Source organism: Lysinibacillus sp. FSL M8-0355 (assembly GCF_038008985.1).
GTDB lineage: Bacteria > Bacillota > Bacilli > Bacillales_A > Planococcaceae > Lysinibacillus > Lysinibacillus fusiformis_D.
Genome location: NZ_JBBPAI010000001.1, coordinates 2917027 through 2942339 on the forward strand (window position 1 = coordinate 2917027; position 25313 = coordinate 2942339).

General features: G+C 39.6%; 21 protein-coding genes. 1 reads left to right on the forward strand and 20 read right to left on the reverse strand.

Going from position 1 to position 25313, the window contains the following annotated elements; genetic code table 11:
- Positions 1-55 precede the first annotated feature (55 nt).
- The 8 genes from meaB to MKY46_RS14195 form a co-directional block, all read right to left on the reverse strand.
- Positions 56-1153 carry a methylmalonyl Co-A mutase-associated GTPase MeaB gene (gene meaB / locus MKY46_RS14160; protein WP_036122834.1) on the reverse strand — a complete coding sequence of 366 codons (1098 nt, stop codon included), beginning with the start codon at positions 1151-1153 and terminating at the stop codon, positions 56-58.
- Complete coding sequence (scpA, locus tag MKY46_RS14165) at positions 1153-3306, reverse strand: methylmalonyl-CoA mutase (protein ID WP_340834577.1); 2154 nt, start codon at positions 3304-3306, stop codon at positions 1153-1155. The genes meaB and scpA overlap by 1 nt, the downstream gene beginning before the upstream one ends.
- On the reverse strand, positions 3303-5006 hold the full coding sequence (locus tag MKY46_RS14170; protein WP_271910236.1) for a methylmalonyl-CoA mutase family protein: 1704 nt from the start codon (positions 5004-5006) through the stop codon (positions 3303-3305). The genes scpA and MKY46_RS14170 overlap by 4 nt, the downstream gene beginning before the upstream one ends.
- A 121-nt stretch (positions 5007-5127) precedes the next feature.
- A complete protein-coding gene (locus MKY46_RS14175; protein ID WP_058844037.1) occupies positions 5128-6465 on the reverse strand; it encodes a dihydrolipoamide acetyltransferase family protein in 1338 nt (445 codons plus the stop codon).
- A gap of 170 nt (positions 6466-6635) precedes the next feature.
- Positions 6636-7619 carry an alpha-ketoacid dehydrogenase subunit beta gene (locus MKY46_RS14180; protein ID WP_008179931.1) on the reverse strand — a complete coding sequence of 328 codons (984 nt, stop codon included), beginning with the start codon at positions 7617-7619 and terminating at the stop codon, positions 6636-6638.
- Complete coding sequence (locus MKY46_RS14185) at positions 7619-8635, reverse strand: thiamine pyrophosphate-dependent dehydrogenase E1 component subunit alpha (protein ID WP_036122822.1); 1017 nt, start codon at positions 8633-8635, stop codon at positions 7619-7621. The genes MKY46_RS14180 and MKY46_RS14185 overlap by 1 nt, the downstream gene beginning before the upstream one ends.
- Before the next feature lie 86 nt (positions 8636-8721).
- Positions 8722-10149, reverse strand: coding sequence for a dihydrolipoyl dehydrogenase (gene lpdA, locus MKY46_RS14190; protein WP_036122819.1), 1428 nt, complete (start codon positions 10147-10149; stop codon positions 8722-8724).
- 185 nt (positions 10150-10334) lie between these two features.
- Positions 10335-11429 carry a Leu/Phe/Val dehydrogenase gene (locus MKY46_RS14195; RefSeq protein ID WP_340834581.1) on the reverse strand — a complete coding sequence of 365 codons (1095 nt, stop codon included), beginning with the start codon at positions 11427-11429 and terminating at the stop codon, positions 10335-10337.
- A gap of 386 nt (positions 11430-11815) precedes the next feature.
- Between MKY46_RS14195 and MKY46_RS14200 the strand changes: the two genes are divergently transcribed.
- Positions 11816-12052 carry a DUF2627 domain-containing protein gene (locus MKY46_RS14200; RefSeq protein ID WP_004231186.1) on the forward strand — a complete coding sequence of 79 codons (237 nt, stop codon included), beginning with the start codon at positions 11816-11818 and terminating at the stop codon, positions 12050-12052.
- 46 nt (positions 12053-12098) lie between these two features.
- Here MKY46_RS14200 and MKY46_RS14205 read toward each other — a convergent pair whose 3' ends face one another.
- The 12 genes from MKY46_RS14205 to xseA form a co-directional block, all read right to left on the reverse strand.
- Positions 12099-12827: a glycerophosphodiester phosphodiesterase gene (locus tag MKY46_RS14205; protein ID WP_101966989.1), complete on the reverse strand. Its 729-nt coding sequence runs from the start codon at positions 12825-12827 to the stop codon at positions 12099-12101.
- Positions 12820-14391: a DUF342 domain-containing protein gene (locus MKY46_RS14210; protein WP_036122803.1), complete on the reverse strand. Its 1572-nt coding sequence runs from the start codon at positions 14389-14391 to the stop codon at positions 12820-12822. Before MKY46_RS14210 ends, MKY46_RS14205 begins: the two co-directional genes overlap by 8 nt.
- Before the next feature lie 314 nt (positions 14392-14705).
- Positions 14706-14906, reverse strand: a complete 201-nt coding sequence (locus MKY46_RS14215) for a hypothetical protein (protein WP_058844033.1) — start codon at positions 14904-14906, stop codon at positions 14706-14708.
- 400 nt (positions 14907-15306) lie between these two features.
- A complete protein-coding gene (spo0A, locus tag MKY46_RS14220; protein ID WP_036122798.1) occupies positions 15307-16098 on the reverse strand; it encodes a sporulation transcription factor Spo0A in 792 nt (263 codons plus the stop codon).
- Between the two features lie 370 nt (positions 16099-16468).
- Positions 16469-17416 (reverse strand): SpoIVB peptidase S55 domain-containing protein, encoded by a 948-nt coding sequence (locus tag MKY46_RS14225; protein ID WP_036122795.1) that lies wholly within the window; start codon positions 17414-17416, stop codon positions 16469-16471.
- A 123-nt stretch (positions 17417-17539) separates the two neighbouring features.
- Positions 17540-19231, reverse strand: a complete 1692-nt coding sequence (gene recN / locus MKY46_RS14230; protein ID WP_340834583.1) for a DNA repair protein RecN — start codon at positions 19229-19231, stop codon at positions 17540-17542.
- 33 nt (positions 19232-19264) lie between these two features.
- Complete coding sequence (ahrC, locus tag MKY46_RS14235; RefSeq protein ID WP_004231170.1) at positions 19265-19714, reverse strand: transcriptional regulator AhrC/ArgR; 450 nt, start codon at positions 19712-19714, stop codon at positions 19265-19267.
- Positions 19715-19814: 100 nt separating this feature from the next.
- Entirely contained in the window at positions 19815-20633 is an 819-nt protein-coding gene (locus tag MKY46_RS14240) for a TlyA family rRNA (cytidine-2'-O)-methyltransferase (protein ID WP_141903606.1), read from the reverse strand.
- Positions 20633-22534, reverse strand: coding sequence for a 1-deoxy-D-xylulose-5-phosphate synthase (dxs, locus tag MKY46_RS14245; RefSeq protein ID WP_036122781.1), 1902 nt, complete (start codon positions 22532-22534; stop codon positions 20633-20635). Before dxs ends, MKY46_RS14240 begins: the two co-directional genes overlap by 1 nt.
- Before the next feature lie 163 nt (positions 22535-22697).
- A complete protein-coding gene (locus MKY46_RS14250) occupies positions 22698-23579 on the reverse strand; it encodes a polyprenyl synthetase family protein (RefSeq protein WP_036122780.1) in 882 nt (293 codons plus the stop codon).
- A gap of 3 nt (positions 23580-23582) precedes the next feature.
- A complete protein-coding gene (xseB, locus tag MKY46_RS14255) occupies positions 23583-23816 on the reverse strand; it encodes an exodeoxyribonuclease VII small subunit (protein ID WP_008179899.1) in 234 nt (77 codons plus the stop codon).
- Positions 23813-25171, reverse strand: a complete 1359-nt coding sequence (xseA, locus tag MKY46_RS14260; RefSeq protein ID WP_058844031.1) for an exodeoxyribonuclease VII large subunit — start codon at positions 25169-25171, stop codon at positions 23813-23815. The genes xseB and xseA overlap by 4 nt, the downstream gene beginning before the upstream one ends.
- Positions 25172-25313 lie beyond the last annotated feature (142 nt).

Here is a 25313-nt window from a genome sequence, read left to right on the forward strand (position 1 = left end):
AACGAATTTGTGCACCTACTTGCTCATCACAATTCAGTTGAATACTAAGATTCGTTTACTTGTCTTCCTGCTCTTCGTTAAATAAACGATCGACACCTTGTGTGACAGTCAGTTGTCCACTTAAAATTTGACGTTCAAGTAGCAGTACCTGTGCTTTACGCTGTGGATTCCCATAAAATTGATCAATTAAATGGTCGGTAATCATCGATTGAAACCACTCTTTTGTTTGTTGTTGTCGACGAGTAGCCCAATAGTGATTGGCTTCAACAATTTGCTTGAAATCTCCAATTGTCTCCCAAACCTTATCAAGTCCCCGTTTTTCTAATGAACTAACAGGCATTGCTGTAGACATCCAACCGAGTGTAGCGGGCTGTAAAAAATGCAAAATTTGCTTATACTCTGCAACCGTTTTTTTGGCTAAACGAACATTATCGCCATCTGCTTTATGCACGACAATGGCATCCGCTAATTCCATGATGCCTTTTTTCATGCCCTGCAATTCATCTCCTGCCCCTGTTAACACAAGGAGTAGAAAGAAATCAACCATCCCACGGACGTAGGTTTCGCTTTGCCCTACACCAACCGTTTCAATTAAAATCACATCATAGCCTGCCGCCTCACAAACTAACATTGTTTCACGGGTCTTTTTGTGAACACCCCCAAGGGTACCTGCCGATGGAGATGGGCGAACAAATGCAGTAGGCTTCTTAACGAGCTCTTCCATGCGTGTTTTATCGCCAAGAATACTCCCACCTGATAAGGAAGAACTTGGATCAATCGCAAGAACAGCTACTCGTTTCCCCATGTCACAAAGCATTGTTCCGAAAGCCTCAATGAATGAACTTTTTCCCGCTCCTGGAACTCCGGTAATGCCAATTCGAATACTATTTCCTGTATGCGGAAGAAGCTCCTGTAATAATTCTTGTGCTTGCACTTTATGAGTAGCGTTGGCACTTTCAATGAGGGTAATGGCTTTTGATAAATGTGTGCGAGAGCCCACACGTACTTGTTGAGCAAGCTCTCCTACATTCATATTGTCTGCCTTTTTCTTTCGGAATTTTTTAGGTGTGCCATACTGCATACCGTCGTGAGTTGCCTCGACTCCGTCCATGACAAATAGCGCACTGTCTTCCATTCCTTTGTTTTTGTCCATTATTCAGACACTTCCTCATAGCCTAAACGTTTGTAGATTTCTTCAATAATTTTTTGTGCAGATACAGGAATCACTGTACCTGGTCCAAAAATGGCTACTGCACCAGCATCGTAAAGGAAGTCATAATCTTGGGCTGGAATAACACCACCAACAATAATGATAATATCTTCACGACCTAGCTTTTCAAGCTCCGCAATTAATTCAGGCACTAATGTTTTATGACCTGCTGCTAGTGAAGATACACCAATGACATGGACATCATTTTCAACAGCCATTTGAGCAGCCTCAGCAGGTGTCATAAATAATGGTGAAATATCTACGTCAAAGCCTAAATCAGCATAGCCCGTTGCGACCACCTTGGCACCGCGGTCATGTCCATCCTGTCCCATTTTTGCTACTAAAATACGTGGACGACGTCCTTCATTTTCAAGGAATTCTTCTGTCATTTGCTTCACTTCCGCAATTTGCTCCTCATCTGAGAAATTGGCAGAGTAAACACCTGAAATAGAACGAATCACGGCCTTATGACGACCAGAAATCGCCTCGATAGCATCAGAAATTTCACCTAAAGAGGCACGCGCACGCGCTGCATCCACCGCCACAGCTAGTAAGTTCTCTTCACCATCTTGAGCAGCTTTTGTTAAGCGAGCTAAATGTTTTTGAACTTCTGCTTCATCACGTGCTGCCTTCATCGCTTCTAAACGTTCAATTTGTTTTTGACGAACAATTGTATTATCAATATCCAAAATGTCAATTGGCTCTTCTTTTGCTAAGCGATATTTATTCACTCCTACAATGGTTTCTGTTTTAGAGTCAATTTTTGCTTGGCGTTTGGCTGCGGCTTCTTCAACCTTCATTTTCGGAAGTCCTGTTTCAATCGCTTTGGCCATCCCTCCAAGTGCTTCAATTTCTTCGATCAATGCCCAAGCGGATTGCGTAATTTCTTCTGTTAGTTTCTCCACATAGTACGAACCGCCCCATGGATCAATCACTTTCGTCATCGCTGTTTCCTCTTGTAAAAATAACTGTGTATTACGCGCGATACGTGCCGAGAAATCTGTTGGAAGTGCAATCGCTTCATCCAGTGCGTTGGTATGGAGGGATTGTGTGTGTCCCATTGAAGATGCATTCGCTTCGAATAATGTACGAGCCACATTGTTAAATGGATCTTGCTCCGTTAAAGACCAGCCCGATGTTTGAGAATGGGTACGTAATGCTAATGTTTTCGGATTTTTCGGATTAAATGTTGACATCATTTGTGCCCAAATACGACGTGCTGCACGCATTTTAGCTACTTCCATGTAATAATTCATACCGATTGCCCAGAAGAACGATAGACGAGGTGCAAAGGCATCGATATCAATTCCTGCTTTCAATCCTGTACGTACATATTCCAAGCCATCTGCTAACGTATAGGCAAGCTCAATGTCATTTGTTGCGCCAGCTTCTTGAATATGGTAACCAGAAATTGAAATAGAGTTAAATTTTGGCATATATTTCGCTGTATATTCAAAAATATCTGCGATGATTTGCATTGACATAGCTGGTGGGTAAATATATGTATTACGCACCATATATTCTTTTAAAATATCATTTTGAATTGTACCTGCTAATTTGTCTGGTGTTACCCCTTGCTCTTCAGCTGCCACAATATAGAAGGCAAGAACTGGTAAAACTGCTCCATTCATTGTCATAGAAACGGACATTTGATCTAACGGTATTTGGTCGAAAAGGATTTTCATATCCTCAACAGAGTCAATAGCAACACCAGCTTTCCCTACATCCCCTGTTACACGTGGGTGATCTGAGTCATAGCCTCGGTGCGTCGCTAAGTCAAACGCTACAGAAAGACCTTTTTGCCCCATTGCCAAATTTCGTTTATAGAAGGCATTGGATTCCTCAGCCGTTGAGAAACCTGCGTATTGGCGAACGGTCCAAGGACGTGCTACATACATAGTAGGGTATGGTCCACGTGTATTAGGTGCAATACCTGCTACATCGTTTAAATGTTTCACATCTTTAATATCTTCCTTCGTGTAAATATCTTTAATTTCAATCCCTTCATTTGTCATAAACTTGTCGTCAGACGCTTGTGGGGCTTCAGCTGTTAACACTTTTTCTATTTCTACTACATTAAAATTAGGCTTGCTCATCGTTGGACCTCCTTCATGCTCGCAAACACGGACTGTAATTTTTCAATGATGTTCTGTCCTGCGAAAATAAAGCCGTTTAAACCATTTGCTAACCATGCTTCTTCTTCATCTTTAAATTTACCTGCAACATCTATAAGCACATTTGCTGGTTGTGCAGCTAAAATAGCCGGTACAAGTGCCTTTGTATCATCGTCACTGCCTGCAATTACAACATACTTAGCCTCTGTAGCCTGCAACCAAGCAATCGCCTCTTCAGCAGTTGCCACTGGCTCACTTTTTTCTGGAACAAGACCAACTGTATTTAAGAAACCAGCTACAAAATCTGCACGTGGCTTAGAGCTTTTTAATGACCCTAATGCTAAAATACCTGTTCTCACATTAGCTGCTGTCATTTCTGCACGCAACTTCTCAAATGGAACAGCAATACGTTTGATATCAGCAAATAATGGGTTTGTATCCTGCTCAAGTACATCTGCTGGATTTGCATAAATATTCGTTCCAATTAATGATTGCTTACGTGTTGATGCAGCTTTGATTCGAGTATGATAAGTGGTTGCCACTTCTTCCGCAAGCTTGCCAGACGCTATATATTCATCCATCCCGCCAGCAGCCTCGATATCTAAAAATAATGCCCATGCTTCTTTTACAAAGTCTGCTGTTAACGACTCAATAAAATAAGAGCCTCCTGCTGGATCTGTCACTTTCAAGACATTTGTTTCTTCTTTTAATATTAATGATACATTCCGAGCGATACGAATCGATTGTTCCGTAGGCTTCGTTAACACATCATGCGGATGAACAGTAAAGAGATCAGCTCCACCAATTAAACCAGAAAGCGCTTCATTGGAAGAACGTAATAAATTGACATACACATCTAATTTAGAAAAGCTTCTTAGTGATGTTTCAGCAACCGTTGGGATTTTTACACTGTCTGTCACACCATAAGCGGATGAGAACGCTTTCCAAAGTACTTTAAAAGCACGAAGTTTGGCAATTTCCGTAAAGAATTGTGTATCAATGGCAAAGATTACAAAAAACTTCTTCGAGAATGCTTCAAAGCTTTCTTCCTGTTCTGCAAACTTGGCTGCTAATGCAAGTGCATAGGCTAGCTCTTGTACTGCGTTGGCACCTTCATTGTGATAAACGGTCGTGTCAGCACTGACTGAGCGCACGTTCGGAAATGCGTTGAAAGAGATCGGGTCCTTAGAAACAATGAAACCTTTAACTGCTTCACGTTGATCCTCTGCAATATTGTCAAATAATGCTAATAATGGGTCTTTTGTATTTTTAATAGTAATTTTAAATGAATATTCTGAGAAATATGATGCTAATTTGACCAATACTTCTTCTGTCCAATCAAACTTCACACGACTATCCACTGTAATCACTTCATTGCCTCGCGCTAAACTATCTTCAAGCTGTGCAAAAAATGCTTCACTTGTATCAGCGTGAATTTGCTGTGCCACCTGAAACGCTTGACTATTTTGTAGGGAACGGATTGTGGCAACTTGTAAATCAAGCTCTTCTCCAAGCTTAGCTACTAAACTTTCTTGCGTGTAAAGCGGCTGTAATGTAACACCTTCATTTGTTTTGGAAAATAGTGACTCAAATGGTTTCCCTTTTAAAGCTTTGATTGCTGCATCTTGCCAGTCTGAATAGGCTGGTTTTTCAAATTCAATATTTTTCATGTTGTTTGACATGCGGACGCTTAATCAGCTTCCCCCCTTAGTAGTTTCTATTTGTTATTCTACATGACAAATTGCGACTCGAAAAGCATAAAAAAAATCGGAAACCCTTATACAGCAGGTTTCCGACGAGTCATCAGTAGACTGACGTTGAAGATTTATTTGTATTTTCGAGTATTTCTTTCACTCTATTTAGGAATTTACCACATACAAGTCCATCCAACACACGATGATCTAATGATAAACATAAATTCACAATATCACGTGCAGCAAACATTCCACCTGGTAAAACGACTGGTTTTTTTACAATGCTTTCCACTTGAAGAATCGCTGCTTGTGGGTAATTAATGATCCCCATCGATTGAACAGAGCCAAATGCTCCCGTATTATTAACAGTAAATGTACCACCAGTAATGTCACCCATTGCCAATTTACCTGTACGAACTTTATTGGCAAGTTCATGGATTTCTTTAGCAATTCCTTTAATGGATTTTTCATCTGCGTGTTTTATAACAGGCACAAATAGGGCATCATCTGTTGCTACTGCAATCGAAATATTGATGTCATGCTTTTGGATAATTTTATCTTCCGCCCACATTGAATTCAGCATTGGGAATTCCTTTAATGCTTGAGCAACTGCTTTTACAAAGAAGGCGAAATATGTAAGATTAAAGCCCTCTTTTTGCTTAAATTCATTCTTTAAGCTATCACGATAAGACACTAAATCTGTTACATCCACTTCCATCATCATCCAAGCATGTGGTGCTTCATGGACACTTTTTACCATATTATTTGCAATCGCACGACGCACTTTTGTCACTGGAATTTCAATATCTCCAGGATGAACAGGTACAGGTGCAACTGCTTTTTCCACTTGTTGCTGTGGTGCTGTCGGTGCTGGCTCAACTGTAGGTTGCACCGTTGATGAAGTTGGTGCGACATCATTTGCTGTAGGGATATTGCCAGTTTCAATTAGCTTTATCAGGTCTTTTCTTGTGATACGACCACCTTCACCTGTGCCCGTCACTTGATCGAGTGCAATATCGTGCTCCTGTGCAAGTCGAAGAACGGCTGGTGAGTAGCGTACTTTATCTTTACGCGCCTCTTTTGGTGCAGCTGCTGGAGCTGCCACCTGCTGTGGTGCCTCCTGTTTCTTTTGAACACCAGCATTTAAAATAGCTGTGCTTACTGCTGATTTTTTTTCAGCTGGTGGAGGTGGTAATTCGCCCTCTCCTGCTATTTCAATCGAGCATACGACTGCCCCAACTGGCAAGGTTTGACCTTCTTGCGCAAGAAGCTCCGTAATAACCCCTTCAAATGATGATGGGATTTCAGCATTTACTTTATCTGTAACAACCTCTGCTAATGAATCATATTTTTTAACTGTATCTCCAGGCTTAACAAGCCATTTTTCAATTGTACCTTCTGTTACACTTTCGCCGAGCTGTGGCATTGTAATATTTTGAACTGACATCCTTTATTCCTCCCATCAATTAAGCCTAGGCGTCCTTGTACCTGATGCAGCGCTAAAATCATTAAACGTAGATAGGCAATTAGACAAATTTTGACTTACCTACACGTAAGTCAAAATCTGTTCATCCGTCTGAGGCTTTTCGTTTTTTCATTCAGCCTTATTGTGATCTGTTAGAACGCAGCAAGTTCTCGCATTGCACGTTCAACTTTATCAGGATTAATCATAAAATATTTCTCCATTGTTGGTGCATATGGCATGGCTGGCACATCAGGTCCTGCTAGACGTTGAATTGGAGCATCAAGCTCAAATAAACAATGTTCTGCAATAATCGCGGCAACTTCACTCATGATACTGCCTTCTTTATTATCCTCTGTGACAAGTAATACTTTGCCTGTTTTACTTGCAGCCTCAATAATCGCTTCTTTATCAAGAGGATAAACCGTACGCAAATCAAGGATATGAGCGGAAATACCATCTGCAGCTAGACGTTCAGCCGCTTGGAGGGCAAAGTGAACTGCTAAACCATACGTAATTACTGTTACATCGTCCCCTTCACGTTTCACATCTGCTTTACCAATTGGTAATGTGTAATCATCTAGCGGTACTTCACCTTTTATTAAGCGATACGCGCGTTTATGTTCGAAAAATAATACCGGATCTTCATCACGAATCGCCGCTTTCAGTAAACCTTTTGCATCATATGGTGTTGATGGTATGACAATTTTCAAACCTGGTGTCCCAGCAAAAAGTGCTTCAACGGATTGTGAATGATAAAGTGCACCGTGGATGCCTCCACCAAAAGGAGCACGGATGACCATTGGACAAGTCCAATCGTTATTGGAACGGTAACGAATTTTCGCTGCCTCCGAAACGATTTGATTGACAGCTGGCATAATGAAATCAGCAAATTGCATTTCTGCAATTGGACGCATACCATACATTGCAGCACCAATTCCAACGCCTGCGATGGCACTTTCTGCAAGTGGTGTATCTAGCACGCGATATTCGCCGAATTGATCGTATAGTCCATTTGTGGCTTTAAATACCCCACCTTTACGACCAACGTCCTCTCCTAAAATGAAAACACGCTCATCACGTTCCATCTCTTCTTTCATTGCTAATGTAATCGCATCAATATAAGACATAACTGCCATTACATGTCACCTCCGTCCACTGGTGCATAAACATATTTAAGTGCATGCTCTGGTTGTGCATATGGAGCCGCTTCTGCATAATCTGTTGCTTCATTTACTTCAGCCATCACACGTTGTTCCATTTCAGTGCGAATCGTTTCTGTCATAACGCCAGCATCCATCAGATACTTTTCAAATAATAGAATCGGATCTTTTGCTTTACCTTCTGCAATATCTTCAGCCGTACGATATTGACGATCGTCATCATCTGAAGAATGGGCTGTTAAACGATATGTCACCGTTTCAATTAAGCTTGGACCTTCTCCATTACGTGCACGGTCTGCTGCTTCTTTTACCACTTTATACACTTGTAATGGACATTTACCATCCACCGTCACACCCGGCATACCGTAACCAATACCACGATCAGATACTTTGGCACAGCCTAATTGACGTTCAACTGGCACAGAGATAGCATATTGATTGTTTTCTACCATAATAATAACGGGTAGCTTATGAACACCAGCAAAGTTTGCTCCTTCATGGAAATCTCCTTGGTTAGATGAACCTTCCCCAAGCGTAACGAAAGAAACAAAATCTTCTTTTTGTAGACGTCCAGCAAGCGCAACACCAACTGCGTGCGGAACTTGCGTTGTGACAGGAGATGATCCTGTTAGAATACGATTTTTCTTTTGACCAAAGTGACCTGGCATTTGACGACCACCGGAGTTTGGATCTTCTGCTTTTGCAAATGCAGACAACATCAGTTCTCTTGGTGTCATACCAAAATGTAAAACCACACCCATATCACGATAATACGGTGCAATATAATCCTTATTATTATCAAGTGCAAAGGCTGCTCCAACTTGTGCTGCCTCCTGGCCTTGACAAGAAATAACAAACGGAATTTTACCAGAGCGATTTAATAACCACATACGCTCATCTAATCTTCTGGCCATTAACATTGTTTCGAACATAGCAAGTACATCTTCATTTGACAAACCTAAATCTTCATGTTTGATTTGTACATCTTGCATACGAACACCCCTTTCGTATTATAGAGAAATAACTATCTTATCCTATATCCCCACATTTGGATACGTTAGTTATGAAATTCAGAAAATTAAAAATGGATAGCACGATCATCAACCGCTAAAGCAGATTCCACTAAAACCTCATTTAACGATGGATGTGGATGAATAGCCTGACTAATTTCCCATGGCGTTGCATCTAATACTTTCGCTAATGATGCTTCCCCAATTAAATCGGTCACATGAGGCCCTACCATATGAATACCCAAAATATCATCTGTTTCTTCATCCGCAATAATTTTGACAAAGCCCTCTGCCTCACCATTAACTAATGCTTTCCCAATAGCCTTGAATGGGAATTTACCAATCTTTAATGAAAATCCACGTTCTTTTGCAGCACGCTCTGTCAAGCCAATGCTGGCAACCTCTGGATATGAGTAAACACATTTTGGTACTTTCAAATCATCCAATTTCTCTGTTTTACCTGTTGCAATATGTTCAATAGCTGCCATTCCTTCATGAGAAGCAACGTGTGCTAATTGTAAGCCACCAATCACATCTCCTATAGCATACATATGGGATTCCTTCGTTTGATAGGAATCATTCACCTTAATAAAGCCATTTTCAACTTCGATTTCTGTATTTTCTAAGCCAATACCTTGCGTATTCGCCTCACGTCCTACACAAAGTAATAGTTTATCTGCTTCAAAAATTTCTTCTTTATCATCCACCGTCGCTGAAATGAAAACGTTATCATTTTCAATTTTGAATGTACTCGCATCTAGTCGAGCATTTGTCACAATGCGAACACCTCGTTTTTCAAGCTGTTTCGTCACTTCTTTGACGATATCTGCATCTTCTGCTGGTAAAATCGATGGACCGTATTCGACGATCGTTACATACACACCAAAATCGCATAGCATAGATGCCCACTCAATTCCGATGACACCGCCACCAACGATTAATAATGATTTTGGTAATTTTTCTAACGCTAAGGCATGATCTGAATTCAGCACATATTGCCCATCAACCGTTAAGCCTGCCATTCCACGAGGCTTTGAACCCGTTGCAATGACAACGTTTGTAGGAACAAGCATTTCATTTTCATCACCATTGGACATCTCTACAGAAATCGTGCCTGGCATAGGAGAGAAAATAGATGGCCCTAAAATTCGCCCTGTACCCTGATAAACATCTATTTTGCCTTTTTTCATCAGTGTATTCACACCTTGACTTAATTGCTCAACGATGGCTTGTTTTCTAGCCTGAACTTTGTCAAATTGCAATGTCACACCTTCAATATCGACACCATAGTCACTAGCTGTTTTATTAGCCATGCGGTATACTTCCGCACTTCGAAGTAAGGCTTTACTTGGGATACAACCTTTATGCAAGCAAGTTCCGCCTAAGCGTTCACGTTCTACAATAGCTGTTTTCAAGCCCAACTGCGCAGCTCGAATGGCAGCAACATATCCGCCTGTACCTCCACCTAAGATGACAACATCATAATTTTGAGCCATGTTTATTCCCCCTTTTGAGAAAAATGCTAAAGTAATCTATCTATTAAACAACCAACTTACCAATTTTCCAACGGTTAGTTCTTGCTTTAGAAGAGCTTTAGCTTCACTTCATCGAGATCCTTATTTCTGGTTGAAAATAGAAGAAGTCGACAATGCGACTTCTCATAATGTATCAACCATGTCGATTAGCGACCGTGTAAAATATTTTTTTCATTTTTTAAGAATTGGCTGCGAGATTTCGCTACACGAGCGATACGTTCCTCAGCTAAGCGATTCGCTGCCACATATGTTGGAATGCCATCCCGTTTAGAAATAGCAAAGATTTTTTCAATACTATCATAAATACCATCAACGCGTTTCATTGCACGTTCACGATTATAACCATATAATTCATCTGCAACGTTTATCACGCCACCAGCATTAATCACATAGTCTGGTGCATAGACGATACCTAATTCATGCAAATAGTCACCATGGCGAGAATCTTTTAATTGATTGTTAGCAGATCCAGCAATCACTTTCGCTTTTAGTTGTGGAATTGTTTCATCGTTTAAAATAGCGCCTAATGCACATGGTGAGAAAATATCGACTTCCTGCGCATAAATTTCATCGGGTGCCACTGCACTAGCGTTGAAGTCATTAACAACTCGATCAATGGCTGCCTGATTGATATCTGTTACAACAAGTTTTGCCCCTTCATTATGTAAATACTCGCAAAGCTTGTAGGCTACATTTCCTAGACCCTGTACAGAAACTTTTAATCCTTCTAATGAATCGGAACCAAATGCTTCTTTTGCCGCCGCTTTCATACCACGGTAAACGCCATACGCTGTTACTGGAGATGGGTTACCTGAAGAACCAAATGCAGGAGAAATTCCTGTTACATAGTTTGTTTCTTCATGGATTAAATCCATATCCGATACCGTTGTACCTACATCTTCGGCTGTAATATAACGGCCATTCAATCCTTGGATGAAACGACCTAATGCACGAAACATTTCTTCATTTTTATCTTTAAATGGATCACCTATAATGACCGTTTTTCCACCGCCAAGGTTTAAACCAGCTGCAGCATTTTTGTAAGTCATACCCCTTGCTAAACGTAACGCATCTTCAATAGCATTTTCTTCTGATGCATATGTCCACATACGTGCTCCACCTAGTGCTGGTCCAAGTGTTGTATCATGGATAGCGATAACCGCTTTTAACCCTGATGCTTCATCTTGGCAAAATACCAATTGTTCATAATCATACTTTTCCATATACTTGAAGATTTCCATGAAACTCGCCCCTTTGCTTTGGAAAGTGCATCCCCAAATGCCCATCCAATCAAGTTTTATCTAACAATCCTGTCTCCATCGCGTTGCCATCTCAGTAAGACTGAGCCCCTCTTATTCAGTAGGTGTTTAGACCCCAATGTATGAAGAAAAAATTGTTTAGTAATGGATAATATTGCTCCACTTATTTTTACAATACTGACAAATTCACAATTTCGCAACTATTATTACATATTCTTATTTAAGTAAGAATTTTCTAAACATTCTGTTACAGCGGCTACTTTATGTCCTTCCTCGTTTTTATTTAAAAATATTATATTGATTTCTCCCTTCCTTGACATTCCATCATCCACAGGTACAATTAATCATAGGAATAAGGAGGGGTATGCATGGCCCGTTTAGCTGCATTTATTGTAATGCTTATTCCAGGTCTTATGGCTGCAGGTGGCATTAAATTTATGCGTGATACATTATTTGGTAAACTCATTTCACCATTCCCATTTTTATGGCTACAATTTGTAGTAGGTGTTATTTTCTTTGTAATAGGCTTTGGGTTTTTCGCAGGATTTTTACTACATCGCGACCGAAAAAATGGAAAAGTAGCACCACGCTTTCAGAAAAAATAAAAATAGCTATCCACATAAGTCTCACCGACTTACTGGATAGCTATTTTTATAGACGCTGCTGTGCTGCGATGACTCTATCAGGATAATCTGTAATCCAACCAATCACAGCATGGTGTGGATTTGTTAAGAAAGGCTCCGAGCCATCTATTGCATAAAAACGGCATGCTTTCTCACTTGTGACACAAGCCTCTAAGTATCTTGGTTTATAATATCTTTTATGCATATGGACACAGTCAGCCGCTTGATAATCAGCTAGCAAATCCCATTTTATTTTTTTCGTAGCAATAAAAGCTGTTTCATATTCAGGTCTATGCGCTTTCACAATCTCTAGAAGCTCGTAGTGAAAGGACGAAAAATGACTTCCCGTTGGCAGAACTAAGCCTCGAAGGAAGTTAATCAGACCACTCCTATTGTCCAGGATCGTTGATTTTAATTCAATATTCAATGGTAGTTGCTGTTGATTTGCCCATGCTAAAACCGCATCAAATGCTGGTATTTTATACGATGAAAATAGACGTCTCCAAGGCTTTCCTAGTTTAAAGCGCAGAAGCTCCTCTATCGTACAATCACTCACCAGTTTATTGGTGCCGACGAGTCTTGATAACTGTGGATCATGATAGATTACAGGTAATCCCTCTTTTGAAAATTGAATATCTAATTCAATCCCGTCCGCCCCTAGCTCTAATGCTTTTTCAAAAGCCTGAAAGGTATTCTCCAATGCATAAGCAGATGCACCTCGATGTGCAAAGACAGGGATACATGATGAATTAGACATTTAGCTCACCAAATTCGAGCAGGAATTTACCATTCGTCATTTTGCTTAATAACGATGATTTTCTACCAATTTGAATATACGTACCAGGATGTGCCTCTTTTGTTACAATAATTTCTTCTTTTCCGACATGACGCATTTCATCCATTAATATTTTAACTTCACGATCTAATGTTAAGGCTTCAGCCTTTAATTTTGTTAAAGCTTGCTTTGTCTCTTCAAATGAAGCCGTTTGTTCTTTGGACATTTGATTGAGAAATGGCAATAAGCTTTTCATTTTCGTCTCATGGGCAGAAATTTCTGCTTGAATTTCTTTTAGCTGCGCTGCTTTTTCTTGCATGACAGAATTATTTTCTTGCTTATTGATGCTTTCAATTATCAAATCAGTTCGGCGCTCTAAGCGATTGCCTGAAATGGCCGTAACAATAGTATTTTTAGCTACCGCACGTCCCCCAATAATTTTACCTTTTCGTTCGTCCACATAAATGGAATGGGCAGAAAGCTGTGAGCCTAGCGCATAAAAACCAATATGAATACTATCACCTGCAAATAAATTCGCTTCATTCACATGCTTTACAAATATATTGCCCCCTGCTTCCACTATTGTTGAACCGAGTCCAAAAATGCCCCCACGAATATAAACGTCACCCTCAATGGATTTAATAAGCTTGGCACCGCTTACACCCTCTGCACCATCGATGGAAATATCACCAGTCGCAATCACTGTATAGCCACTTGTCACCGTTCCTTTAATACTAAGTGAACCATTAAATTCGAGATTGCCTGTTTCCACTCCAACATCGCCGTTTATAGGAAGGTGTCGGTTTACACCAATCATCCCCTTAACATCATCTAAAACACCGGCAATTTTCGAGCGGATTACAACTTTTCCGTCCTCTTCCACTTCATAGGCAGATTTTGTATCGTATTTTATAGGAAAATCTCGCCCCGGTACAGCAGCAACTACTTCACCTAGCACATTTTTCCCTGCTTTACCTAATGTAGCAGGAATCTTTTCACCTAGCCATGAGCCTTCTGAAATTTCTGAAATGAAATTCATATCATAGTAATCTGCTTTACCGTCGTCACGAATGACCGGCTTTCTCTCTGGTTTAGGTAAGTATGTAATTTGTGCATCCATTCCTGCTACAGGTGGTTCTCCTTGAGCAATTAAAAATGCTTTTCCTGGCTCAGCCTTCGAAATATCAAAATCTAATATTCCATGTACAATGCCTTTTTCTTCAAGTGTTTCATGTACTTGTTGTGTCAATTTTTCGTGATTATTTTGAATATATTCGAGCGTTTCATATATAAAAATAGAGGCTGACATTTTATCACGTGCTATTTCAGCTTCCACATTCGGAAGCCAGCGACCAATTTCAACCAGGCTTGTATTTTGGGTTGACAACACGGTTTTTAAAATTGAAAAATTAGATAATTTAAGTCGTGGATGACTACGTAGAATGCTATCAAATTCTTTTAATGGGAAACCGGCATTAAAAGTAAGCATAAATACCTTGCCATTTTCTTCAGAAATTTCGAAGTTTTCATTTCGAACTAGAATCAAGCTACCTCCTCCTTCCCTCTACATGTAAGTATATACAATCACCTTCCATTTGTTTAGAGACCATTGTCACTACCTAGAAAGAAAATAGTACTACTAAACCATTAATGTATCCGACAATATTTTATTTTTTAAAAAATAAATTAGTTATTTAACACTATTTTTCTGCTTGTTTTTGTGTTTTTTTATTATAATTGCTGATATTTTCTAAGTTATTCCATTAGATTAGATTGAACAATCGTATTCCTAGAACAGGTAGTAAGGGGTTGCATCGCACTTAATCATAGTTCTTTTTAGTTCTTTTATACTACATTTTTTTAATTTTTCAATAGGTCATCAATACATATTTGGCTATTTTCAATATAGTAAGTGGAACCAATTTGTTTCAATTGCTCACGATTCATATAATTCATACTTATTTTACCATCTAATGCGACACGCACCTCAAATAAATTTTCCTCTATTTGTGTGATTTCTAGCGAATTCATTCCATCCAGTTGGAAATTTACAGTTTTCATTTTGAACACCTACTTTATAATTACTTCTCAATCAATGAATGCAATAAAAAAATACCCCAAACGGACGGGGTAGAAAAAATAAACTATTACCAAGCAGTATAACCAAAGTCATAAGTAAAATCTACTGTTGCCTTATTTGCCTATATTTTTATTTGATGTTTATGAAAAGGCGTAGCATTATCTTGAGTCATTATAGATTTTGCTGACTTAAGGTATCTGAAATATTCCCTTTTGCTTTTTTGCGGAACAATCCAACATATAACGGTCCATTTCGATTATAAGAAACATAAAAATACGCCTTTCTAAACAGTGGTTAAACTGTCTAAAAAAGGCGTTATAAAAATATGCAGTATAATTGCTATAATCAGTTTTTCTGTCAATGTCCGCTAAGACTAGGCGTTTAGCTAGCCATCATATCAATGCGGATTTTGTCTGCGATCATGGCAATGAATTCACTATTTGTTGGTTTGGATTTTAAGTGATGCACAGTGTAGCCAAACATCGACGAAATGGATTCATAATTGCCACGATTCCACGCAACCTCAATGGCATGTCGGATGGCACGTTCCACGCGAGATGGTGTCGTATTGAATTTTTTCGCGATTTCCGGATATAAAATTTTTGTCACAGATCCTAGTAGCTCAATATCCTCAAAGACCATTTGAATGGCTTCACGTAAATAAGAATACCCTTTAATATGTGCAGGTACACCGATTTCTTTAATGATGGCCGTAATCGTGCTGTCTAATTGATGCTGATTTAATTTTTGAGGTACTGTCGGTTGTAACACGCTTGTCTTTTTCGGAAGTGTCGCCTTCTGTCCAGCACAATGTAGAATTTTTTGTACCAATTGATCGAATTCAAATGGTTTTAGCATGAAATAGGAAGCCCCTAAATCGACCGCTTGTTTCATGACATCTTCCTGGCCAAAAGCTGTTAGCATAATGACTTGGATGGATGCCATTTTCTCATTTTGATACATGGACTCTAATACAGCTAAACCGTCAAGATGAGGCATTATTATATCTAGAAGTAAAATATCTGGTGTGAATTCCTCAAGCATTTGTAGACAAACTTTCCCATTTGAAGCAGTTGCAATAATTTCTATTTCGGCATGTCCTTGAAAATACTGCTCCATTGTTTTTAATAACTCACGATTATCATCTGCAATCGCTACTTTTACCTTTGTCATTTCAATTCCTCCTTCTGGACTTGCTTTGAACACCTCAAAGCGTTAACCTAACCCCTAAATGCCGTTTTTGGCACACTGTGGAATTTTCGACATTTTTGTTTTAAAAACCTTTTCTATTTCCAAAAATGAGTATGTAGTCCGATACTTTCTTTTTATATCGACAAGTTACGCTAAATAGCTGCAACCTGTCGAATGCTCTTATTACTTATTTTAGATAAAAAATGTAGATAAAACTACAGTTTTTTTAAATATCATGACTCCTTCAGGAAGTTATCAGAAATACTTGTTGAAAAGGTAAAAATCCGCGTAGCTTCCTGCGGCTCTTGCTATGCTCACGGAAAAAAGCGGATTTTTACCATTCATCATTTTTTTAGGAAGATCTTCTTAACATTTCTGCTACAGTTAGTGCTGCTCCTTTTTTCGGCTCCTCAACAAACATATGTGTCACAGCACCGACAAAACGTCCGTCTTGAATGATAGGACTGCCACTCATTCCCTGCAAAATACCACCGGTTTTTTCGATGAGCTTTTTGTCAGATACTAAAAATTCAAGGCGTTCATTTTCAACTTTTGTAATTTCTATTGTAAAGGATTCCACCTTACTGCCTTCAATGGCTGTATAGATTTCAGCTTTCCCAGCTTTTATATCTTTTTCATGCATAATTTCTATGGCTTTGGGCAATCTTTGTTGATAACCCTCTTCCCAACGGCCAAAAATACCATAAATAGTATTTTTATCTATACTGCCTAGTCGTTCTTGGTGCTTTTCAATGGAGGAAATTTTATAGCCTGGTTGACCCGGTGTGCTTTTACGAATTTGTTGGATGGAAGCTAAAAATATGGAGCCTGCTTTAAAAACAGGGGCTTCTTGTAGGGTTGAATCGACAATTTGATGACCTAGTGCACCGTAATTTTTTGTCTCTGGATCAATATAAGTCAGTGTTCCTACTCCATCTGTTTCATCTTTTAAAAAGGAAATGACATGCTCTGCTTCTTGGTCTTGTAACTCCAGTGTAATTTGTTGGCCACCACTATTGATCGTCCATTTCTGTTGGCCATCCTTTGCCACAGCTTGTTTGGCATCAGCAAGAGATTTTACTGGGACATCATTTATTTTTTCAATCACAGCACCTCCCTTCATCCACTGATTGGAAGCTAACAGTACATCATGTGCTACAAATACATGTGATAATTGAAGTTGAATTCCAATCGCTTCGCCCATTGGTATAAGCTTTTTGGCGGCAAAAGCTTGTATAGGCAACACTAACAAAAAGATGAGCATAGGCAAAATGACTAATTGACGCCAATGACGATTCATACGACACCTCCTTTTCATTTTTGTCTTTTTACTATGTGTTGTTGTGCCATTCTTATAAGCGGTAAATATTTGTGCAAAATGAAAAAAGCCAGAAACAGCAGACTCTGTTCCTGACATAAAAATTTAACGCATCTGTTTTTTTCGTTCATCCGCCATTTTTAAAAGTTCCGTTGCATGCTGTAATGTTAAGGCGGTAATTTCTGTTCCGGACATCATGCGACTTACTTCTTCAATTCGAGCATCTTGATCAATCTCTGATAAAGATGTAAATGTTCGATCATGCTCCACTTCTTTTTTTATAAAGTAATGATGATCAGCCATAGCAGCAACTTGCGGTAAATGTGAAATACATAAAACTTGAGAATTAACGGAAATCGCGGCTATTTTTTCTGCAATGGCTTGCGCCACACGGCCACTGACACCCGTATCAACCTCATCAAAAATAATGGATGTAATGCCATTAGAAGAGGAAAAAATGGTTTTTAATGCAAGCATCATGCGCGATAATTCTCCGCCTGATGCAATTTTTGGTAAAGACTTCGGCGGTTCTCCAACGTTTGTAGAGATATAGAAAATGATCTGATCTTTCCCGTTAGCATCAAAATATGGTAATTCATCGAAATTGACAATAAATTTTGCTTTTTCCATATGTAATTCACGTAACTCTGCCATAATTGCTTCACTTAATTGCTGGGCGGCAGCTTTACGTACAGTTGAAAGTTCACTCGCCAGCTCACTGAGCACAGCTTCCATTTCTAACACACGTCGTTCTTTCACTTGCAATATTTCATCACGATTCAACAGCTCATTTAACTCTGTTTTAATTTTTTCGTAATACGCTAAAATTTCTTCCACTGTTGAACCATATTTGCGCTTTAAATTTTGCAATAACGCTAAACGTTGCTCAACCTCATTTAAACGAGCTGGATCAAATTCTAATTCATCTAATACATTTTTGACCTGATAGGCTGCATCCTGCAAGGCATAAAACGCAGTTGTCACCGCTTCAGAAGCTTCTTTAAATTGTTCGTCAACTGTTGCAGCATCTTCTAGCGCGCCCATAGCAGCACCAATCCAATCGAGTCCTTTCGATTCGCCTTGAATGGCCTCATAAGCTGCACTAGAGCGTTCAAAAATTTTATTGAAGTTCATAAGACGGCGACGTTCATCTAGGAGCTCGTCTTCCTCACCTAGCTTTAAATTAGCTTCCTCTAGCTCTTTTATTTGGAATTGATACAAATCAATCCGTTGTGCCATCAATTGTTCATCGATGGATATGGAGGCTAAGTCTTTTTTGAGTAAACGGTATTCCTCATAGTGAGTACTATACGTTTTTTGAATGGGTGACAGCTCTTCCTCTGCAAACTGGTCAAGCAAATTAATATGCTGTTTTTCATCCATCAACTCTTGATTTTCATGTTGACCATGAATATCAATGAGACTTGCCCCAATATCTCTTAAAACGGATAAGGGCACAAGCTTTCCATTTACACGGCAAATACTTTTACCAGATTCATTTAAATCACGGCGTAAAATAACGGTATCTTCTTCTATTTCAATGCCTGCTTCTTCTAATTTTTTCAGAACGGGATGAATGGAACTCGAAATTTGAAATAAGCCACCCAATTCTGCCTTTCTTGCGCCATGACGAATAAATTCAGTATTGCCTCGTCCCCCCGCAAGTAAATGCACAGCATCAATGATAATGGATTTTCCAGCACCCGTTTCCCCTGTGAGTACAGTTAAGCCTTCTGAAAAACTCACTGTCAAATCCTCAATGATAGCAAAGTTTCGAATACTAAGCTCTCTTAACACAAATTGTCACCTCTGAATCAAATTCCCCATTTTTTAAAGCATGTCTAATAAGCGATTTTTTGTATTTTCACGCTCATTTTCATTTCGACAAATAATTAAAATGGTATCATCTCCAGAAATTGTACCTAAAATTTCTGGCCAATCTAAATGATCAAGTAAGGATGCAATCGCATTCGCATTCCCTGGGAGAGCTTTCATCACTAAAAAGTGAGATGCGCCATCAATACTTACAAATGCATCTGCTAATGCACGATGTAATTTTTGGACTGGGTTGAAACGCTGATCTGCGGGCAGACTATATTTATAGCGACCATCCTGTAATGGTACTTTTACTAAATGTAGCTCTTTTATATCGCGTGATACCGTAGCTTGTGTCACATTATAGCCTGCTTCTTTTAAAAAATCGACTAAATCATCTTGTGTTTCAATTTCATGATTGGCGATAATATCCCGAATCCGTATATGTCGTTGTCCTTTATTCAACGAAATCACCTCTTATAAATAATAGTATATGTGTATAATCACCCTACCATTTTCAACAAAAAAGCACAAGAAAAAACACGGCTCAATAAGCGAGCACGTGTTATTTTAAAGAATTATGCGCTTCTTCAACGAGTGCATTAAAAGCTGTATATGCAGGGATGACTTCTTCTCCAATAGGATTCACTAAATGGAATAAAAATTCAATATTTCCTTCTCCACCTGTGATTGGAGAGAAAGAGGCATCCTTCACGACAAAGCCAAGCGTTGTCGCCATAGCGGCCGTCTTTTCTAATACTTCTAAATGTACTTTTTTATCACGAACAATCCCTTTTTTACCAACCTTATCTTTCCCCGCTTCAAACTGAGGTTTCACCAATGCCATAACATCACCACCTGGCAGCAATAATGTTTTTAAGACTGGTAAAATCAGTGACAACGAGATAAAGCTAACATCAATTGTGGCAAAAGCAGGTAAGCCTTCTGATAAATCAGCTGCCGTGGTATAGCGAAAATTCGTTTTTTCCATGACCGTGACACGTTCATCCGAGCGAATTTTCCAAGCCAATTGGTTCGAGCCAACATCCAGTGCATAGCAATGTCTTGCGCCATGTTGTAAGGCACAATCTGTAAAGCCGCCTGTAGAGGAGCCAATGTCAAGCATTAGCTTCCCTTCTACAGACATATCAAAAATTTGCAGGGCCTTTTCTAGCTTCAGACCACCACGACTTACATATTTTAAATCAGAGCCCTTTACTTGTAGCGGTGCATCGACGGCAATTTTCTCGCCTGCCTTATCAATACGTATTTCATTCGAAAAAACAAGTCCTGCCATAATGGAACGTTTTGCTTTTTCTCGTGTTTCACATAATCCACGCTCTACAAGTAAAATATCTACTCGTTCTTTTGGTTGTTTTGTCATTATTTATTCAAACCTACTTGCTGTTTTTGTTGAAGTAATACATGCATACGTGCAACCGTATCCTCTGCAGTCATATGAATTTCTGCAAGAAGCTGATCGACGTTACCATGCTCGATATATTGATCTGGAATTCCCATACGATCAATGAGCGCATTTAAATAACCATGGTCGTGAGCAAATTCTAATACACCACTACCGAACCCACCTTGTAGAACTGCTTCTTCAATCGTTAAAATCGGTTTATGATCGGCTAATATACGGTGCAGCATATTTTCATCCATCGGTTTGATAAAGCGAGCATTGACTACTTCAATGTCGATCCCTTGCTGTGCTAACATGTCAGCCGCTGCCATTGCCATTGGAATCGTTGTTCCAAATGTCAAAATCGATGCATCTTTCCCCTCACGCAATACTTCCCAACTACCAATCGGTAATGCGACAAGCTCATCATCTAGTGGCACACCTATACCGTTTCCTCGTGGGTAACGAAGAGCAATAGGACCACCATCATAATCAATCGCTGTTTTCACCATATGCTGCCCTTCATTTTCATCCTTTGGCATCATAATCGTCATGTTTGGAATATGACGAAGGAACGCAATATCAAATACACCTTGATGTGTTTCTCCATCTGCTCCCACTAAGCCAGCACGATCAATACCGATAAAGACATTTAAATTTGGGCGAGCAATATCATGCAATACTTGGTCATAGGCACGTTGCAGGAATGTAGAATAAATTGCTAGAAATGGCTTCATCTTCTGTGTGGCTAGACCTGCTGCCATTGTTGCTGCATGTTGTTCAGCAATTCCTACATCAAAGAAACGATTTGGGAAGTCTTTTTGAATGCCTTGTAGCTTGGAGCCAACAGGCATAGCGGGTGTAATGGTCACCACACGCTTATCCTCATGAGCAATTTTACGTACCGTCTCAGCAACTAAACTACTCCAAGCTGGCCCCTTGGCCTCAGACTTGACAAAGGCACCGTTTTCAATTTTATAAGGACCTGTCCCATGCCAATTGCCAATAGTATCGTCCTCAGCAGGTTTATAGCCTTTCCCTTTTTTCGTAATCACATGAAGAAGGACTGGGCCTTTCACTTTTTTCGCATAAGATAAAGTCGTTTCAAGAGCCTCGAAATCATGTCCATCAATCGGACCAAGATATTTAAAACCTAGCTCCTCAAAAAACACTCCAGATACCACTAAATATTTTAAGCTGTCCTTCAAACGTTCAGCTGTAGAAGCAAGCTTACCACCTAATACAGGAATTTTATTAATGAGTGATTCTAGCTCTTCTTTCGCTTTGGAGTACTCCTTGGCTGTACGCAAACGACCTAAAACACTGTGTAAAGCACCAACATTTGGTGCAATCGACATTTCATTATCATTTAGTATGACAATCATATTCGTTTTCGCATGCCCAATATGATTTAAAGCCTCCAGTGCCATACCACCAGTTAAAGCGCCATCACCAATGATCGGGATAACATAGCTTTGTTCTTTTTTAATATCACGTGCTGCTGCCATACCCATGGCTGCTGATAAGGAAGTCGAGCTATGACCTGTTTCCCATTCATCATGTTCACTCTCCACGCGCTTTGGAAATCCACAAAGCCCTTTGAACTGACGCAGGGTGTCAAATTGACTCGCACGACCTGTTAAAATTTTATGCACGTAAGCTTGGTGGCCAACATCCCACAAAAACTTATCTTTTGGACTGTCAAACATTTTATGCAGCATTATCGTTAGTTCAACTACGCCTAAATTCGGCCCGATATGCCCGCCTGTGACAGAACATTTTTCGATTAAGAAGGTACGAATTTCTTGAGCAAGTTGCTCAAGCTCCTTCCTATTTAAGTTTTTTAAAAAGGATGGACTAGTTATTTTATTTAAATCCACCTTTCTCACACACCTTTTCAATAAAATATTCACCGCAATTGTGTTTCCACCATTATAACAGTGTTATCAATATGCTAAAAGTACGAACACTCCATTGTTTGCATATTGCAAACGTTCCCACCTATTCTAGCATATTCTTTTCCTTCAACGCCTTAATTTTCTCTTAGTTTTTACGATGAACAATATACGCAGCAAAGTCACGTAACAAGCTGACATCTATTGGTAATTGATCAAGTGCATTAATGGCATGTTGATAATGCTCAGCAAGCTTTTCTTTTGCTCCCTCTAACGTTAATAGTGCTGGGTAGGTGCTTTTATCACTAGCTACATCTTTCCCAGCTGTTTTTCCTAGTTCTTCTGTCGTTCCTTCAATATCTAAAATATCGTCTTGAATTTGGAAAGCAAGACCGATATGATGCGCATATTCCTTCAAAGTAGCACGGTCCTGCGCTGATACATCTGCTAATACAGCTCCCGCTTCAATACTAAAGCGCAATAAAGCACCTGTTTTATTGACATGGACCTGTTCCAGTTCAGCTAAATTCAACTGACGTTGCTCCCCTTCCATATCAAGTACTTGACCACCAACCATGCCTTCTGCGCCTGCTGCTACGCTAAGCAATTGGACAAGTTCAATGCGTTTTTCAGCAGACACTTCCATACGTGCTAAAATGCCAAATGCCAATGTATTTAGAGCATCTCCAGCTAATGTAGCCAGTGCTTCTCCAAACACCTTATGATTTGTTGGCTTGCCTCTTCTGAAATCATCATTATCCATGCTCGGTAAATCATCATGGATTAATGAATATGTGTGAATGATTTCAATTACAGAACCGATAATCAAACCGTCCTGTAGATTTTTACGGTAAAGCTCAAGCACAGCTAAGACAAAAAGTGGACGAATACGTTTACCGCCTGCCTTTAATGAATAAAGCATGGATTCCTTTAAATCCGCTGGTGCATCAATTTTTTCAACAAGTGCATACATGGTTTCTTCAATTTGTGGTATATTGCTTTCGATAAAGTACTTTAATGGCTCATTCATTTCCTAATTCTCTCCCTTTAGTGGATCAAATGCTGTTGTTTCACCAGTTTCTTGGACAATCGATACAAGCTGCTCTTCTGCATGTTGCAGCTTACTATGGCAAAACTTTGATAGCTCCATTCCTTGCTTGTATAAATCAATCGCATTTTCCAATGGCACATCGCCTTGCTCTAGCTGGCGAACGATTTCTTCTAATGCCGTCATGGCTTCTGCAAATGTTTGTTGTTTTTCTGTCACAACGATTCCCCCTCATTCTTTGGCAAGATATTCGTCACTTCAGCCACTACCTTTCCATCATGGAAAGTGAGCGTAAGCTGATCCTGCTTTTGCACCTCAGTGGATGATTTAATCATTTGCTGATCTTTATATGCTACTGTAAAGCCTCTAGTTAGAATGGATAGTGGATTTAAAGCTTCTAATGTTCTAACAGTTGCCTCGAATTGTTGTTGCTGCTTCGCCACATAATACGTCGTAGCACGAGATAATTGTTGGATGCGTGCTTCAAGCTCCCGTTGATGGAAGGCTAGTGCTTTTTTTGGTGAATGTTGCTCCACCGTACTATGTAATTGTTGAAGCTGGGCGCCTTTCTTCATCAAATCCACTTGCATCGCTGTCTGCAATCCGGACTCAAGCTGTGCTAATCTTTCCGTAAAAGGTCGATAAAGTCTTTCGGGCATGGACAATGGATAAGACTGTTGGAGTTTATTTAGACGTTGACGTTCAGCCATAAGTTGCGACCTAACCATCTGATGAAGTTGTGATTTTTGCGAAAGCACACGTTGAAATAATTCCGCCTGATCTGGTACAGCCATTTCGGCGGCTGCTGTTGGTGTAGGTGCACGTAAATCAGCAACATAATCAGCAATTGTCGTATCTGTTTCGTGACCAACTGCGCTAATAATAGGGATTCGACTGTCGAAAATAGCCCGTGCGACTATTTCTTCGTTAAATGCCCAAAGATCCTCGATTGAGCCTCCCCCTCGTCCGACTATCAACACGTCACAGCTTGCCTCCTGATTAGCACGTTGAATATTTTGCACAATATTCGGGGCTGCTTGTGCTCCTTGAACAAGTGTTGGATAAATTAAAATCTCAGCCAGTGGGTATCGTCTCTTTAACGTCGTACAAATATCTCGAATGGCAGCACCGGTTGTCGATGTTAACACACCAATTTTTTCAGGAAACTTTGGAATAGGCTGCTTCCACTCCGGTTTAAAAAGCCCTTCTTTTTGCAATTGCTCTTTTAATTGATTAAAGGCTACAAATAAGCTTCCAATGCCATCAGGTTGCATTTCCTGCACATAGAGCTGATAGGTTCCATAGCCTTCGTAAACGTTTACATCACCGCGAATAAATACTTGCATACCTTCCTTTGGCTCAAATGCTAACTTCGCGGCCGCTGTTTTAAACATGGTAGCCGCTATTCGGGCACCATCGTCCTTTAATGTAAAGTAAATATGACCTGATTGATGAATTTTAACATTCGATAATTCACCCTTTACATATACTTCGCGTAAATGTGGATCGGCATCAAATTTTCGTTTAATATATTTTGTTAACGCTTTTACAGTTAAATAAGAAGCAGAGGACATGTTTTCGGCTCCTTTACTAAAATCAAGTTTTTCACAAAACTACACCTATCATAACATTTTTTACGGTCGTTGACGTGACTAAAATGCAGTTTCGCTAGAAAAAACGACGATGTTTCCTCTATCGAAAAATAACTATAACACA